Consider the following 15,909-nt stretch of genomic DNA (forward strand, 5'->3'; position numbering starts at 1 on the left):
TGACTATGTACACACAGTTAATTTTTGCTCTCTACTACTTGTAATACCCTTTGTAAAACCTCCTGGTAGGCATTTTCTACATTTCCTAAATCCCTACGAAACCGATCTTTATCCATTACTCGACGGTTAGGATCATTTTCTGTCATATCCCATAAACGACAGGTATCAGGACTTATTTCATCGGCCAACAACAACTGCTGTTGTGAGTCCAAACCAAATTCGAGTTTAAAATCTACTAGGGTTATGCCGCACTTTTGCCAAAAGCTTTTGAGAAAGTCATTGATTTGTAATGCCAGATGGGCAATACTGTCAACTTGTTCCTCAGTTGCTAATTGCAGGAGCAGTAAGCGATCGCGTGTGAGGAGAGGATCTCCCAATTGGTCATCTTTGTAATAAAAATCTACCAAAGGCTGTTCCAGAATTGTACCTAGTGGCAATCCTGTTTGTTGACAAAGACTACCAGCAGCTATATTTCTGACCACAACTTCCAATGGCACAATCTTAACTGCTTTCACCAGCATTTGATTGGGCGCTGGACAATCAATATAATGTGTCTTGATGCCATGCGCTGCCAACTGTTCAAACAACTTGCTGGAAATGGTGCAGTTTATGCTACCTTTTCCCTGGATGCTACCCCGCTTTTGAGCATTAAACGCAGTTGCATCATCTTTAAAATCAGCCAACAAGACTTCAGGCTCGTCTGTGGTGTAGAGAATTTTGGCTTTGCCTTCGTATAGTTTGGTATTAACAGACATGGTGGTAGATACATTTGCAGGGCAATGGTTTCCAGCTTAACCATTTTATCAGCCGAACGCTACACAAGGGCTGGCTTTCCTGTCCATACCGCAAGATTTATAACATGAATATGTGTACTTCATTCACTCGCAACGTGATGTAACTGGTAACCCATAACCTATAACTTATAAGAAAATGGGCTGAAAACCCTTGAGGTTGAGTTTTGGAGGGTAGCGGAAAAACTTAACCGTCCTTGAGGCAAGGGATGAAAGCATAAGGAGGCGTTTACGCCTCAGTCACCTGTGCTATAATCATTCTCACAGGAACGGTAATCAACCTGTATAAAAACCTAACTGCCTAACGGCAATCTGTACCTTGACAACTAAATCTATCGGGTTCTACTTCGTAGTTCTAGTGCCTCCTGGAAGTAGGTAAAAAATTTACAGGTGCTAGACTTGTGTTGAGCGCAGTCGAAACACGACACAGAATTTAAACTCAAACAAAATTTGGAGTAATCCAACTAGGGAAGGGCATTCCCTAAGTTAACGCTTGGGGAGAGAACCACCTCGCTTGTTAGACACCGCAAGGGATCTAATCTAAGTGGACTCGTTGAACCAAGAATCTCCTCGCCTTTAGGCAGGAGAGTGTCAAAAAATGACCCTACCCCCCTATTCCCCTAATTTAGATGTTAAACTGGTCAACTCTGCATAAAAGTTTTATGTTTTTTTTAAAATTTTTGTAATTTTTTGTGAACAAATTCTTTAAAAATTATAGAAAAATATATATTAATTCTTTATCAGCTAATTTAGTTTGTTGAATTTAATTAAAACCCATTTTTTGCAAATTAGGAATAAGATGAAATAATTGAGAAAAATAGGAGAAGTAGTAAAACATTCATCCAAGAGATTGCAATTAATCTTTACAAAAGATATATAAAGATATAGAACGGGTGTTCGCTCGTGAATGGCTTTGGTCACTTTGACATAAACTTTTTTTGACAGCCTGATGCTTAATAACTTACAACTTGATTATTTTGTCAAAGTTGAAATTGACCAATCGCTGCAACACTTTTCCATAATCACGGTTTAATCTTAAGCGTTCTCCTGACTTAATAAATTAGAAATAAGATTGCCTATTACCGCTTTGCGGAAATCACGCATTCAAAAGTCCAAAAGCTGATGGGGTAGGTTTTTGCCTATTTTAAATAGTAGCTTTATTTACGCCGTGTTGTACTAGTGGTTTTACTATAAACAAGAAAATCAGGAGGAGAATTCAATACATGGAGAAAAATATAGTGAGCAAAGATGATTTTCTCTATCCTCGTGGTCGCTACTACGGTCATGTCCAGCCTGAAAACTTAGTTTTCAACGCAAATTTACAGGAATTTGCCCAGCGAGTTAGTTATATTTGTAACTTAGAAACAGGTGGTAAACTTCCACCAGAGGAAGCTTACGAACAAATCAAGGCTTTGTGGAAACAATTAAAACGATCAAAAAAACAACTTAGGATAGGTGAAGAACCCTTTCAAAATAACGATGCTGATGATAGTTGATAGGGAAAGAAGGGAACAGTGAACAGTGAATAGGGAACAGAGAACAGGTAAAGAATTTTCTCCCCATCTTCCCAGTCACCAGTCACCATTCCCTACTTTGTAACCATTGTCCAAACACCATCCCAAGAATTTGGAGGTGGTGTTTTTTGGTAATTGTAGGCACGTTCCAGGTGGATAGATAGGGTTTGCTGAAAAAGTTATCTGTGAAGGCTAGGTGACAGGTGACAGGTGACAGTTTCAAGAGTTGGATAGGGGAACTACGATTGTTTCCGTCCTGAAGGACGAGGCTTGTACCAAATTTTTTCATCTAAAATCTAAAATCCAAAATCCAAAATTGCATCACCTATCACCTTTTTGTAATAATCTTGTAATTGTCGTGTAGCAGCAGACCATCCCCATTTTTCTGCTTCCTGACGAGCATTTTCACGGATAATATTTATTTCATGTTGTTGTTGTAACAACTTTATAGTAACATCAATTGCCTCTTGAATGTCCGCTTTAGGGTCAAAAAGATAACCATTTACACCATCTGTCACAATATCAGGAATACCACCAGAACGGGCTGCTACTACTGGACATCCGGCGGCCATTGCTTCTAATAATACTAATCCTAGTGTCTCTGTCCGAGAAGGAAAAATAAACACATCTGCACTAGCAAAGGCAGAACCTAATTCTTTACCCATCAGATAACCAACAAAATGGGTATTTGTACCAGCAAAATGTTTCTCTAAATTTTGTCGGTTTGGTCCATCTCCAACCAAGGCTAAACGAGCATCAGGAATGGCTTCTAAAATCGGTTTAATGCGTTCAATTTCCTTTTCTGCCGAAAGACGACCTACATACAACAATAAGGGGCTTTTTGGATGACCTTGGGATAAGTGCGATCGCATTTCCACACTTGCTAAATCAGGATGAAATAATTCTGTATCTACTCCTCGTTGCCACAAATCTAATCTTTCTATGCCATGTGCTGCCAATTCCTCGACCATTGCTGTGGAGGTACACAAATTTAATGCAGCTTGATTATGAGCGCCTTTGAGTAATTCCCAAAGTAAACCTTCTAACATTCCCAAACCGTAATGTTGCAGATATTGAGGTAAGTGGGTATGGTAAGAAGCCACCAGGGGAATTTTCAGAACCTTACTATAAAAAATACCTGATAATCCCAGAACGGCGGGATTAACAACATGAATAATATCCGGCTGAAACTGTTCTAAAGCGTGACCGATAGCAGGACGAGGCAGTGCTAATTTTAACTCTGGATACAAAGGCAGTGGAAACCCCGTCACACCGTAAACTTTCGCTCCTTTGTGTTCTGTGATGCCACCTTCTGGGCAAAATACCATAACTTGATTTCCGTCCCGTTGCAGATGATCAACGGTGTGACGAAGACGGGTGACAATACCATCAACCTTGGGTAAAAAAGTTTCAGTGAATAGGGCAATTTTCATAAGAAAGGAGATCAAGGAGTCAGGAGGCAGGGGGCAGGAGGCAGGGGGCAGGAGGCAGGGGGCAGGAGGCAGGGGGCAGGAGGCAGGGGGCAGGAGGCAGGGGGCAGGAGGCAGGGGGCAGGAGGCAGGGGGCAGGAGAAATGAAAATTGTAACTTTTGTCTTTTAATTTTCTCCCCCAGCTTCCCTTACTTCCCCAGCTTCCCCTGCTCTCTGTCACCTGTCACCTGTAACCTGTCACCTAATTATCTGTGCCAAGTGACTTTAGGCAGAATTTGATTATTATCAACTCGTTTCTGATACTTGACCGCAAAGTTTAACAGTGAATCAAGTAGAGAATCAGAGAGATAATGAGGTTGCAAGCCTAAATCCAGCAATTTGGTGTTTTTAGCGTTGAAGTAATGTTCTTCTTTTTCAATTCTGGGGTTGTCAATGTTATTGATTTCCACATTTAGCCCCATTGCGTTACCGGCTTTTTTCACCATTAACGCTAAGTCACCAACGCTGAATAATTCAGTGAATTGGTTAAATACGCGAAATTCTCCGGGTTGGGCTGGGTTGGCGATCGCCAGTTCAATACAACGCACTGTATCCCGAATATCCAAGAAACCGCGAGTTTGTCCACCTTTACCGTAAACAGTCAAAGGATGACCTATTGCAGCTTGAATACAGAAACGGTTAAGTGCAGTACCAAACACACCATCATAATCAAGGCGGTTGATCAAAAGTTCGTCCATACCAGTTTCTTCGGTCAGAACGCCATAAACAATACCTTGATTCAGATCAGTGGCTCGTAAACCCCAAATCCGACAAGCAAAGTGGATATTATGGCTATCGTGAACTTTGCTCAGGTGATACATTGAACCGGGCTGTTTAGGATAGGGCAATGTATCCTTACGTCCGTTGTGTTCAATGGTGATATAGCCTTCTTCGATATCAATATTGGGTGTTCCATATTCACCCATAGTTCCCAATTTCACCAAATGACAATCTGGGAAATCTTCCCGCATGATGTACAGCAGGTTCAGCGTACCCACGACGTTATTTACCTGAGTGAGTACCGCGTGTTCACGGTCAATCATAGAAAATGGCGCTGAACGCTGTTCACCAAAATGCACTATGGCATCTGGCTGAAATTGATGCAAAGCTTTGTGCAGAAAACTGTAATTGGTAATATCGCCGATAAATAGGTCGATAGATTTACCAGTCAAATCTTTCCATCGTTGGAGACGTTGTTGAATTGGTGCAATTGGGGTTAGAGTCTCAACACCGAGTTCATTGTCCCAGTGCCGACGCACCAAACTGTCTAGAATTCCAACTTCATAACCTCGATTAGAAAGGTAAAGTGCGGTTGCCCAACCGCAATACCCATCGCCACCAATAACCAGGACTTTCATCTTTACCAGTTTTTACTCGCTGATAGCTAAATCTACCAGGTTTCTGTCCCCTCTAGTTCATTAATTCTTGATTAAGGGGACTGGGGGCTGGGGACTGGGGACTGGGTAATCAATTTTATTTTTCCCAATCACCAATCACCAATCACCAATCACTTAATTTTGTACTGTTTGGCAATGTAGTAAAACAAGCGGTAGTAATCTTTAAACTCTTTACTACTCGTTTGTCCTTGCCAGTGATAGTTGACTTGTTCTTGATTGATAGTTAGTTTCATTGAACTGACTTGTTGACCAACTTCTACCACTAGCACCCCAGATATACCCTGATCCGTTTTAAAGTTTTGGTCTATCTGTTTTGATGTTTCTGGGTTTTGTAACTTTGGTAAATCATTACTCGCCCAAGCGCGAATTTTTGTATCTTGGCTTTGTGATGAAACAAATATTACTCCATCGTTGTTGTCTGATGTAATGGCAGTCCAGTTACTCGGATAGGGAAACTCAAACCCATAACGGGGATTTTGGTATGTTTCCCACTTCTGTTCAGATGTCCAAAAGCCATTAGCACTGCAACCCCCACAAAGTATAGCCGTGCCAACACTGGAGACTAGTAAACCGATGACTCGCCTCAAATTACAAGTTTCGACGGCAGCAGTAGACATAATCACACCCTTTACCCCTATTGACTTTAGCTCAAGTCTGATTAGACTTTATTCTCATACATTCGGCTAAATAGACTCTCTTTTTACACCGTTTTATTTCTTAGGTTTATTGTTATATAAATTACTATTTTCAGGGAACAGGGAACAGGCAAGAAATTTATTCTTATTATCCTGCCTCCTGCCTCCTGCCCCCTATTATTAAGAAATATTACAAAAATGCCATCAAAACGTCTGAATGGGTTGACAAGAAATAAAAGAACCGATAACGTAAGATACATACCCGGGTAAGACCACTAGAAAGTCGTATGCAAACTAAGCAGAAGGTTACGTTATATTTATCGCCGGAATTGCACAGAAGATTAAAAATTCGTTCTGCTGTTGACTCAGAACCGATGTCAGACCTAGCGGAACGAGCGCTCAGTTTCTACCTGACTAACTCAGAATTGGTTGAAGAATTGGAAGAGTCTTCTTACGGCAGAACTCACAGGGTTTATTCCTGTCCCGCTTGTGAAAGTTCACTTGTTTTACGTAACGGGGAATTAGTAGCTTTGGGTAATCAGCCAGGACTAATTGGTCAAGAACATCTATCCATTGAGGAGATGGAAGAAGATGAAACCCATCCCAAGGGTGAGGAAGAATTAGTCCCTTGCTAGTTAGGAATTATGAATGGATGAATTAATAATAGATTTGGTTGTTCTGACCAACGGCGATGATTGTACTGTCTCTATAAGGTCTCAAGTAGGTCGATAGATATGAAAGAAGAGCTAAACATACTCATTCAAGCTCAATACCCTTTAATCTACCTTGTGACCTCCGAGGAAGAACGGGCAGAGCAAGCAATCTACACAATTTCTCAATTGTTAAAGCCTCAACGTCGAGTTTATGTTTGGACAGTAACTCACGGCATTGTGGAATACGGTCAACCCCGGAGTACAACTCAACACAATACCGTTTCTCCAGAGGCGGCGATTGAGTGGATCATTAGACAGAAAGAACCCGGTATATTTATTCTTAAAGATTTACATCCTTTTATTGATGCTCCGGCAACAACTAGATCGCTTCGGGATGCGATCGCTAGTTTTAAGGGAATGCAAAAGAACATCATTTTGATGTCTCCAGTGCAACAAGTACCAATAGAACTAGAAAAAGAAGTTGTTGTTATTGACTTCCAACTGCCGGATATGTCTGAGTTGAATAAAGTTTTAACTCAACATCAAGAGCAGCATCGTGGACGACGGTTGACTACCGAGGCTAGAGAAAAACTGCTGAGAGCAGCTTTAGGTCTAACTAAAGATGAAACTGAGAAAGTATATCGTAAGGCTCAGGTAACAACGGGGCGGTTGACGGAAGATGAAGTTGATATAGTTTTATCAGAAAAGAAACAACTCATACGCCGTAACGGTATTTTAGAGTACATCGAAGAAGATGAAACTATTGAAGCTGTAGGCGGTTTAGAGGAGTTGAAAAAGTGGCTCAAACAACGCTCCAACGCTTTCACAGAAAGAGCTAGAGAGTATGGTTTGCCGCAACCGAAAGGGATGTTAATTTTAGGTGTTCCTGGTTGTGGAAAGTCACTGATAGCCAAGACTACCTCCCGTTTGTGGGGTTTACCAATCTTGCGTTTAGATATGGGGCGAGTTTACGATGGCTCAATGGTGGGTCGAAGTGAAGCAAATCTGCGAAATGCCCTGAAAACAGCAGAATCAATTTCCCCAACGATTCTGTTTATCGACGAGTTGGATAAATCTTTTGCGGGTAGTGCAGGTTCTGGTGATTCTGATGGGGGGACATCAAGTAGAATTTTTGGCTCTTTCTTGACCTGGATGCAGGAAAAGAAATCTCCAGTATTTGTAATGGCGACTGCGAACCGGGTAGAACGTTTACCGGGTGAGTTTTTAAGAAAAGGTCGCTTTGATGAAATTTTCTTTGTGGATCTGCCCACACCAGAAGAACGTCAGGATATCTTCAACATTCACCTGACTAAAAGAAGGGAAGATATTGCTAGATTTGATTTAGAACAACTAGCAAAAATGTCAGACGGTTTTTCAGGGGCAGAAATTGAACAGGCGATCGTTGCGGCGATGTATGAAGCTTTTGCCCAGGATCGGGAGTTCACCCAATTAGATATTATTGCTGCATTGAAGTCAACTTTGCCGCTGTCACGAACGATGCAAGAACAGGTCACAGCTTTAAGAGACTGGGCCAGACAGCGTGCTAGACCCGCCGCAGCCTCCGTTGCTGAATATCAGCGCATGGAGTTTTAAAAGCTTTCCTCTGTATGCCAGAGGGGAAAGGTTAGCTCACAAGGCTAACAGGTTACGAAAAAAAAGCCGCTTCCCAATTAATCCCAAATTAATGCGGCTTCGCTGAAAAAGAAACCGTTGTCGTTTTTCTCATCAATCTTCTCATTGGAGGAAACCCAAATGTCTCACTTTAGCACTCTGCGTACCAAAATCACCGATGCCGAAATCCTCAAATCTTCTTTGCGCGACTTAGGTATTAGCGTAAAGACTGAAGCTGATGTTCGTGGTTATAACGGTCAGCGTGTTCGTTCCGACATCGTTGCTGTATTGGAAGGCGAGTACGATTTAGGTTGGTCTCGCAATAGCGATGGTTCTTTTGATTTAATCGCTGATTTGTGGGGCGTTGCTAAGAAGCACAACCAAACCGAGTTGATCAACTCCATTAACCAAAAATACGCCGTTAACAAAACTTTGGCTGAAGTAAAACAGCGCGGCCTGCAAAACGCTAACGTTAAGTTGGTGTTGCAATAATAATTTCTCTGCGCGTTCCCAAAGCTGAACGGGTTAACCAAGCATTAGCGGTTAGCCCGCTTTTTTTTGTCTTTATTTGTCTGAATCAGGATGTCCAGGATTTGAGGATGTATAGGATAAGAACGCATTTTAAACCCAGTCTAGAAGATACATTAAAATTCAGTTTCAGATCGGGTATCGTAAACAAGCTGAAGACATTTCTCGAAGTCGTCACCTTGCCAAGTTCCAGCAAATTTGAGCAAATCTTTGGCTTTAGATCCGCGTAATATTGGTTCTCCATCTTCTACAGAAATATTAGTTGATTTGATGGTGGAGGTATTTGTTTTGGTTTTGAGATATTCGAGATAGTCTAGGGTTTGTTCCAGTATCGGTTCTGGAGTGTTTTCTATGGCTGCAATTAGTTGTTCTTTGATGGTGGTCATAGACTTAATTAGGGAATGATCATATTATAAGTTTTATGATTGTATTTGTAGAACAATAATTGAAAATTGCTGATCAATTTTTGACATGGATATAATAAAATATAACTCAGGGTGCTAAAAGGAAATGCCGAAGAAGATCAGAGAATTGAAAGCAATGGTTGTAAAAGTTGGGTATGTCCTTCAACCGGGTAGAGGTAAAGGAAGTCATACTTATTGGAAACATCCGTTATTACCTGAATAACCTTTAACTATACCAGGGAAAGATGGGGATGATGCGCCGCTATATTTAGAGAGAAATATTCAACGGGTGCTGAAAAAGCTTAAAGAATTGGAAAACTTAGAAAATAAGGAAAGTGAAGAATGAACTATCACTACAGTATGGTAATTCAATGGTCAGAGGAAGATCAACTTTTTTTAGTTCACTTACCTGAGTTTCCCTGGCAAGAGTTTCATACACATGGTAGAACTTATGAGGAAGCTGCTAGAAATGGTCAGGAAGTAATTGAGATTTTTGTGGAGATGTTGAAGGAAGAAAATAAAGTATTACCAGAACCGAAAATGCTGCCTAAAAAACCATTACAGGTTGCTTAAAATATACTATACGGTTAGTTTTCATCATTGAGAATTGATTCTAAAATTTCTGGTGTGATTCCGTTAGCAATTACTTGTTGACTTGCTGCTTCCATGATGTCTAAGCGTGGTTTTTCACTGATTGAAGTAATTTCAAGATGTAATTGTCTGAATCCTGTAAATCCTTAAATCCGGGATATCCTGATTCAGACAAATTATGACCCGTAGTAGTAGGTTAGGTTAACGTAAGGAAACCCAAGAAATTGGATGTTATCAATGCAAGTTTTCACACCATGAGAAAATAATTTTCTCCTCAGCTTGTCTAAATTCAATATTAAACTTATCAAATACAACTTCTCGACCTAATAATAATTGTTCTCCACCCGTATTACTTTGTAACCATGCTACAGGAGCAATCAAATTATATCCATCAATTGTCATTTCTACATTACGTAAAACATACTCAACCCTACCACCAATAGTTTCTGCTAACAAAGTTGATTCTGAATCAGCTAAAGCATAACCTAAATCTTGACCTACTTTCAAAGAAATTAAGCTCAATTCAGCACCAGAATCTACTAACATTATTGCAGAAAATTCTATATTTCCATGTTTTAATTTAACACTATAATTGGGTTGCCAATCATGACGCGCAACAGTTCGGAAACGAATTGGTAAAATTTGTACAGATGCGGTGTGATGAGGAACTAAATAAATTAAAAAATTCTGTTTTGTAGCTTTAGCTAATTCTAAAACTTCTTGTAAATTTTCGCTATGTGCGATTATCCCATTAGAATTATAAGCAACATATTGATTTTTATATAAATCCAATAATTGATGACGGTTTTTGTTTAACCGTTTAAGAATTTCATCTCTTTCACTGGGGGAGGGTGTTGTGTTCATATTTATGAATATACTGTACTTCTTTTATTATACAATTATGATTGTTCAATCAGTATCATCTCTTCCCAAAGTTAGATTATGAGTTCCCGTCGTATGCTCAAACCTGGTGAAAATTCTGATTGGTATTATTAGTTAAGTAATTTCTCTGATGGTAATTTAACGCAGATGTTTTTACAAATATTTTGGGATATTTGGGTAATATAAATGATATAATCATTTTTCAGGATTTTAATAAAACCTCTATGAAAACCTTTACTATTGGACATTCCAACCACACCATAGAATCTTTTATTGAACTATTACAAAAACACGATGTTACCGCTTTAGCTGATGTGCGTTCTAGTCCCTATAGTCGCAGGTTTCCTCAGTTTAATCAATCAAATTTAAAAGCAGCATTGAAAACTGTCAATATTGCTTATGTTCCTTTGGGTGATAATTTAGGTGCGCGTCCTAGTGATAGAAGTTGTTATGTAGATGGAATGGCCAGATATGATTTAATTGCTGCGACGGAAGCGTTTAAATTAGGTTTAAATCGTTTGATTCAAGGTTCGCAAAAATTCCAAATTAGTTTAATGTGTGCAGAACAAGATCCCATTGTTTGTCATCGGGCAATTTTGATTTCTCCTCATTTAAAAAATGCAGGTTTGAATATTTATCATATTCTTAAAAATGGAGATTTAGAATCTAATAAAGATTTAGAAAATCGAGTTTTAAAACTCCATACTTTATATGATTTATTACCAGAAAATCAAAGTTCTGCTAAACAACTTTCTCTGTTTGATATGCGGTCTAACCAAACTATTGAAAAACAGTTTAACCGTGCAGAGTTAGTAGAAAAAGCATATCAATTACAAGGTGAAAAAGTCGCGTATACAGAAAATAAGGATGATCATGAATAAGCAAAATCAAGAAGTTAATTTATTTACGATTGGGTTTACTCAAAAGAAAGCAGAACAATTTTTTGAGACTTTGATAAAATCTGGTGTTAAACGAGTGATTGATACCAGATTAAACAATGTTTCCCAACTTGCGGGATTTGCAAAAAAGCAAGATTTACAATATTTTAACAGTTTTAAAAATAACTTCAACGTCCAAAATTTCTCTGCGTTCTCTGCGTCTCTGCGGTTCGTTTTCTTAAACTTTGATAATATTGTCTTTTAAAATACTGTAATAACTAATATGTAAAAGATAGAATATTTAGCGAAATTGTTTTTAACAACAAGGTCAAATATTTTTTAAGGTTGTATTTCTACCGCTTCAGATGTAAATGTCAAAAGTATTTTTTACCAGATTAGGTATTGATAATGACTTACAATTCAGAGGAAATGCAGCAAATTTTAGAAGTTGCTTTTAAACGCAAACAACAGGGAGAATTTACGCGAGAACAAATAATAGAAATTGCTTCAGAATTAGGGGTTTCTTCGGAATCTCTCATTGCTGCGGAAAATGAATGGTTAAAAAAACAAGTAGAAGTGAAAAAAGAAGCAATGTCTAATCATCAAAAACAGCAAGAGTTTAAATCACATTTCATGGTTTTTTTGATTGTTAACGGGTTTTTGATTTTGTTAAACTTGTTCACTGGTTCTGGTTATTTTTGGGCTATTTTCCCGCTTTTGGGTTGGGGTTTAGGTTTGTTACTGCATTGGATGAATGCTTATAAAAAGTAGGGTTTAGAGTAAGTTTTAGATCCCCGACTTCTTTCACTATCATGTCTATAAATCATAAATTGATGACAGAAATCGGGGATCTGTTTATTTATTACTGACTGATCTCAGACTGTAACCACATTTCCAAATCATTAATGTCTTTAAAATCTAATAATGATTCTCCTAGTTTTTCCAATTGTTCTATATTCAAAATATTGAGATTTTGAATATAACTATCACTCAACTTTCCAAACCGCTTAGATAACATCCTTAATAGTAAGTTGATTGCTTCATCTTTTCTACCTTCCTGTCTACCTTCCTGTCTACCTTCCTGTCTACCCTCCTGTCTACCTTCTTGTTTACCTTCTTGCTTTGCTTCTTGATATACTCTTGTTTGCTTAATGTCACTCACTAAAAACATTGCTTCTATCTCCTGACGGCTTAATTGTGAAAACTTTGACAATAAAACAGTCTCTAACAATTCTATAATACTTTGTTTTTTGTTGTCATCCACAATTTCTGTTTTGGTTCTGTCCATGAGGTTTTTCACTAATTCTGGTGCTTGTGCTTCTTTACTGACAATTAACTCAATTAACCCCATTCCTATTGAACCTGGTGGTAATTCATCTAAATAAATTCTTTTAATTCTCCCACTGTTAATAAATTCTTGTTGATAAGCTGTCAGTTCTCCTACGTCTAAACTCCGTTTTGCAAATAAAGCTATTGCTTGCCAATCTTGTACAGGTTTAAATTGATTGAGATAAATGTTTATTTCTGCTATTAATTCCCAGTAAAAGTCTGGTTTTGGTTGAAATTGCACTTCCACAAAATAGATGGGTTTTTCTACATTATCTGTCATAAAAATCCCATCAAATCTAAATGCTTTTTCTTTCACTTCTACAGAGGTGAATTGATAATCTTTGGCATTTTCTGTTGGTTCACCCAGTATTTCAAATAATAGGGTGTGAAATGTCAGGAATATTTGGTAGAAGATTGTGTCTGTGTGCATTTTTTATTGTAGTTTTCTCTGATTTTTAACCAGCATTTTTTAACTAGCAGAACTTATCGCAAACATCTAATTGCTTCTAATAAACCTCTGGCTTTATTTAATGTCTCCTCATATTCTTTTTCTGGTTCGGAGTCTGCTACTAAACCTGCACCTGCTTGGACAGTAACAGTTTGATTATTTAATACCATTGTGCGGATAGCGATCGCACTATTTAATTGTCCTTCAAAGTCATAATATCCATACACCCCAGAATATACTCCTCTGCGGGTTGGTTCTAGTTCGTTAATTATTTCCATTGCGCGAATTTTCGGCGCACCGCTTACTGTTCCCGCAGGAAAACACGCTTTTAATAAATCCCATGCTGTCTTATTTTCTGCTAATTTACCTACTACATTACTCACAATGTGCATGACATGAGAATAAAGTTCAATTACCATTAATTCATCTACTTTAACTGTGCCATTTTCACACACTCTTCCTAAATCATTTCTTCCTAAATCTACTAACATGATATGTTCAGCAACTTCTTTAGGATCTTGTAATAAATCTGCTGCTAAAGCTTCATCTTCTTTTGTGGTTTTTCCTCTTGGTCTTGTTCCTGCTATTGGTCTAACTGTGGCAATAATTCCTCCTTCTTCATCTCGTTCTGCTTTCACCATCACTTCAGGACTAGAACCGATAATTTGCCAGTCTTGGAAGTTAAAAAACGCCATGTAAGGTGAAGGGTTAATTTGGCGTAAAGACCGATATAGAGCGAAAGGATCACCTTTATATTCTGTGGATAATCTTTGAGAAATCACAACTTGGAAAATATCGCCAGCTTTAATATATTCTTTCGCTTTTTCTACACTCGCGCAAAATTCTTTTTTAGTGAAATTGCTGGTGTATTCTTCTATTCCAGCTTTGGGTTTATTTTGGGGAGATGTCCAAGGTAATTTAGTATTTTCTGGTGATATGGGTAAGGATAATTTGCTTACCATTTCTTGAATGCGATCGCACGCTTTTTGATAAGCAATTTCTAAGTTTTCATTATTCCTTAAATCTGCGTAGGCGATCGCCCAAATTTTGCGTTTTACCTGATCAAATATCAATAAATGATCTACTTGCATCCATAACCCATCAGGAAGATTACGCTCATCTTGGGCATGAATTGGTACACGGGGTTCAATCCAATTGATTAACTCATAGCCCCAAAACCCAAATAAACCGCCAATTCCTGAAGGTAGCTGTGGTAATTTTACTGGGTGATAAGGTGCTAAACATTCCGCTAACACATTAAACGGATCACCTGTGAAAACTTTCTGTGAACCATCTCTATAGGTTTGGGTAGTTTGATCTCCCCTTGCTTCTAAAATCCAAAGCGGGTTACAACCCAATAAACTATATCTTCCTACTTTTTCACCACCTTCCACCGACTCCAGCAAAAAGCTGTAAGGTTGACTTGCACAAACCTTGTACCAAGCAGAAACAGGGGTATCCAAGTCAGCTACCCATTCTTGATAGACAGGAACAAAATTACCTTGTTGAGCGAGTTTTGTAAATTGTTGGAAGTCGGGGAAAATCATAAATAATCTGGTGATTAGGGATTGGGGATTGGTGATTGGGTGTGAGGATGATTATAGAAGATGAATGATAAATTATCAGCATTTATCATTATCTACAATTCCCAGTCCCCAGTCCCCAGTCCCCAGTCCCTAGTAACTAGACCTTATGCGTCGTGGGTAGCTTTACCACTGAACTTGAGTTGTGCAGGACTGGGGTTTTGACCAATTCTGCGGGGTACGTGGCGCACCATTTGACGACCAGCATTTACCTTTTCAGGGAAGACACCATCAGCAGGGTGAATGAAAGTGGTTTCACCGCTGGGGAGAATCCGGTAAATTTTGTAGTCAGTGATTTTGAATTTGCGGAGTTGAGCGCCTAAAGCGATACCATACTCCTTGCGAGCCAAATAAAGCAAGTTTTCGCCTTTTAGCATTGTAGCAGCGCCACCAGTAGGCATTTCAAAAACCTGCTCTTTGGGGCTTGTCCAGGTGATAGCGTACTTTTCTTCTACTTCTGCTTTTTTAAGTAGACCGCCAGTGCTACCGCCGAAGAGGGGAGTTTGTCCAGTTAGAGTTGCCATAAGGTTAAGGTTTTCTCTCAACGTTTTTAGGGCATACTAACACCGTAACCCACCTTATGTTGCGATCGCGTTATAGACTGTAACAGTTTTTAGGAAATGGGTGATTGGTGATTGGAGACTGGGGACTGGGAAAAATCTTTTCCTCCCCATCACCCGATCTGATTGATGCAATTTTTGTCGCTGTGGTCTAGGTAGTTTGGCAACGCGGACAAATTATTTGACAATTTAACAGAATATTGTCACAAAAAATCAAAACTATTGAAACCCTGCTGTAACAGCGAAACTAAAAATGGAGGTTAGTAGCTAGTTACTGTTTTCTTAACCAATACTAACAAATACTCACATTTACTGAAAATTTCCTGTCATCTTTTGGCTTTGTGACAGAATTACAGTAAAATCACTGTATGCTACTAGGATTCAAAACCCAACTCAAAGTTAACAAGCAACAACGACTACTACTAGCGCAACACGCAGGAGTAGCCAGACACGCTTGGAATCAAGGGTTAGCACTGTGTCAACAGGTATTATTACATAACAAACTGCAACCAGAAGAAAAAATCAAATTTCCCACAGCCATAGATTTACACAAATGGTTAGTAGCAGCCATTAAATCTACCCATCCTTGGTATTATGAAATGTCTAAATGCGCCCCTCAATACGCATTAAGATAT

General features: G+C 38.9%; 19 protein-coding genes and 1 pseudogene. 11 read left to right on the plus strand and 9 right to left on the minus strand.

The window, feature by feature from the left end:
* Positions 1-17 precede the first annotated feature (17 nt).
* A complete protein-coding gene (gene purC, locus H6F45_RS04330) occupies positions 18-755 on the minus strand; it encodes a phosphoribosylaminoimidazolesuccinocarboxamide synthase (RefSeq protein WP_137665956.1) in 738 nt (245 codons plus the stop codon).
* Positions 756-2,014: 1,259 nt separating this feature from the next.
* Between purC and H6F45_RS04335 the strand changes: the two genes are divergently transcribed.
* Positions 2,015-2,287, plus strand: coding sequence for a hypothetical protein (locus H6F45_RS04335; RefSeq protein ID WP_187041193.1), 273 nt, complete (start codon positions 2,015-2,017; stop codon positions 2,285-2,287).
* A 314-nt stretch (positions 2,288-2,601) separates the two neighbouring features.
* On the opposite strand, the gene H6F45_RS04340 is transcribed toward H6F45_RS04335, so the two are convergent.
* The 3 genes from H6F45_RS04340 to H6F45_RS04350 all read right to left on the minus strand — a co-directional run bounded on the left by H6F45_RS04340 (position 2,602) and on the right by H6F45_RS04350 (position 5,789).
* Positions 2,602-3,738: a glycosyltransferase family 1 protein gene (locus H6F45_RS04340; protein ID WP_096570439.1), complete on the minus strand. Its 1,137-nt coding sequence runs from the start codon at positions 3,736-3,738 to the stop codon at positions 2,602-2,604.
* 243 nt (positions 3,739-3,981) lie between these two features.
* On the minus strand, positions 3,982-5,133 hold the full coding sequence (locus H6F45_RS04345; RefSeq protein WP_096570441.1) for an NAD-dependent epimerase/dehydratase family protein: 1,152 nt from the start codon (positions 5,131-5,133) through the stop codon (positions 3,982-3,984).
* 149 nt (positions 5,134-5,282) lie between these two features.
* Entirely contained in the window at positions 5,283-5,789 is a 507-nt protein-coding gene (locus H6F45_RS04350; protein ID WP_096570443.1) for a hypothetical protein, read from the minus strand.
* Positions 5,790-6,094: 305 nt separating this feature from the next.
* On the opposite strand from H6F45_RS04350, the gene H6F45_RS04355 reads away from it, so the two are divergent.
* From H6F45_RS04355 to H6F45_RS04365, 3 genes are all read left to right on the plus strand, one after another.
* Positions 6,095-6,442, plus strand: coding sequence for a hypothetical protein (locus tag H6F45_RS04355; protein WP_096570445.1), 348 nt, complete (start codon positions 6,095-6,097; stop codon positions 6,440-6,442).
* A gap of 99 nt (positions 6,443-6,541) precedes the next feature.
* Positions 6,542-8,053 carry an AAA family ATPase gene (locus H6F45_RS04360; RefSeq protein ID WP_096570447.1) on the plus strand — a complete coding sequence of 504 codons (1,512 nt, stop codon included), beginning with the start codon at positions 6,542-6,544 and terminating at the stop codon, positions 8,051-8,053.
* Positions 8,054-8,212: 159 nt separating this feature from the next.
* Entirely contained in the window at positions 8,213-8,563 is a 351-nt protein-coding gene (locus H6F45_RS04365) for a DUF1257 domain-containing protein (RefSeq protein WP_048868763.1), read from the plus strand.
* 152 nt (positions 8,564-8,715) lie between these two features.
* Here the strand turns inward: H6F45_RS04365 and H6F45_RS04370 are convergent, their stop codons facing one another.
* On the minus strand, positions 8,716-8,985 hold the full coding sequence (locus H6F45_RS04370) for a hypothetical protein (RefSeq protein WP_190346550.1): 270 nt from the start codon (positions 8,983-8,985) through the stop codon (positions 8,716-8,718).
* Between the two features lie 124 nt (positions 8,986-9,109).
* Between H6F45_RS04370 and H6F45_RS26350 the strand changes: the two are divergent.
* A pseudogene (locus tag H6F45_RS26350) lies at positions 9,110-9,349 on the plus strand (type II toxin-antitoxin system HicA family toxin).
* Complete coding sequence (locus H6F45_RS04375; RefSeq protein WP_137666516.1) at positions 9,346-9,576, plus strand: type II toxin-antitoxin system HicB family antitoxin; 231 nt, start codon at positions 9,346-9,348, stop codon at positions 9,574-9,576. Before H6F45_RS26350 ends, H6F45_RS04375 begins: the two are co-directional and overlap by 4 nt.
* A 252-nt stretch (positions 9,577-9,828) precedes the next feature.
* On the opposite strand, the gene H6F45_RS04380 is transcribed toward H6F45_RS04375, so the two are convergent.
* A complete protein-coding gene (locus tag H6F45_RS04380) occupies positions 9,829-10,458 on the minus strand; it encodes a retropepsin-like domain-containing protein (RefSeq protein WP_137666517.1) in 630 nt (209 codons plus the stop codon).
* 242 nt (positions 10,459-10,700) lie between these two features.
* On the opposite strand from H6F45_RS04380, the gene H6F45_RS04385 reads away from it, so the two are divergent.
* From H6F45_RS04385 to H6F45_RS04395, 3 genes are all read left to right on the plus strand, one after another.
* Entirely contained in the window at positions 10,701-11,357 is a 657-nt protein-coding gene (locus H6F45_RS04385) for a DUF488 domain-containing protein (protein ID WP_190346552.1), read from the plus strand.
* Positions 11,350-11,619: a hypothetical protein gene (locus H6F45_RS04390; protein ID WP_190346569.1), complete on the plus strand. Its 270-nt coding sequence runs from the start codon at positions 11,350-11,352 to the stop codon at positions 11,617-11,619. Before H6F45_RS04385 ends, H6F45_RS04390 begins: the two co-directional genes overlap by 8 nt.
* A 143-nt stretch (positions 11,620-11,762) precedes the next feature.
* Entirely contained in the window at positions 11,763-12,125 is a 363-nt protein-coding gene (locus tag H6F45_RS04395) for a 2TM domain-containing protein (RefSeq protein WP_096570458.1), read from the plus strand.
* 91 nt (positions 12,126-12,216) lie between these two features.
* On the opposite strand, the gene H6F45_RS04400 is transcribed toward H6F45_RS04395, so the two are convergent.
* Both H6F45_RS04400 and trpE read right to left on the minus strand, forming a co-directional pair.
* Positions 12,217-13,113, minus strand: coding sequence for an Rpn family recombination-promoting nuclease/putative transposase (locus H6F45_RS04400; RefSeq protein ID WP_190346554.1), 897 nt, complete (start codon positions 13,111-13,113; stop codon positions 12,217-12,219).
* Between the two features lie 53 nt (positions 13,114-13,166).
* Positions 13,167-14,678 carry an anthranilate synthase component I gene (gene trpE / locus H6F45_RS04405; RefSeq protein ID WP_137666521.1) on the minus strand — a complete coding sequence of 504 codons (1,512 nt, stop codon included), beginning with the start codon at positions 14,676-14,678 and terminating at the stop codon, positions 13,167-13,169.
* A gap of 60 nt (positions 14,679-14,738) precedes the next feature.
* Between trpE and H6F45_RS04410 the strand changes: the two genes are divergently transcribed.
* Positions 14,739-14,879 carry a hypothetical protein gene (locus H6F45_RS04410; protein WP_190346556.1) on the plus strand — a complete coding sequence of 47 codons (141 nt, stop codon included), beginning with the start codon at positions 14,739-14,741 and terminating at the stop codon, positions 14,877-14,879.
* On the opposite strand, the gene H6F45_RS04415 is transcribed toward H6F45_RS04410, so the two are convergent.
* Positions 14,822-15,238: a photosystem I reaction center subunit II PsaD gene (locus H6F45_RS04415; RefSeq protein ID WP_096570464.1), complete on the minus strand. Its 417-nt coding sequence runs from the start codon at positions 15,236-15,238 to the stop codon at positions 14,822-14,824. The two genes, H6F45_RS04410 and H6F45_RS04415, sit on opposite strands and share 58 nt — an antisense overlap.
* A 404-nt stretch (positions 15,239-15,642) precedes the next feature.
* On the opposite strand from H6F45_RS04415, the gene H6F45_RS04420 reads away from it, so the two are divergent.
* Positions 15,643-15,909 (plus strand): helix-turn-helix domain-containing protein (locus H6F45_RS04420; protein WP_190346558.1); only part of this gene is annotated, 267 nt, incomplete at its 3' end.

This window comes from Sphaerospermopsis sp. FACHB-1194 (genome assembly GCF_014696235.1).
Lineage (GTDB): Bacteria > Cyanobacteriota > Cyanobacteriia > Cyanobacteriales > Nostocaceae > Sphaerospermopsis > Sphaerospermopsis kisseleviana.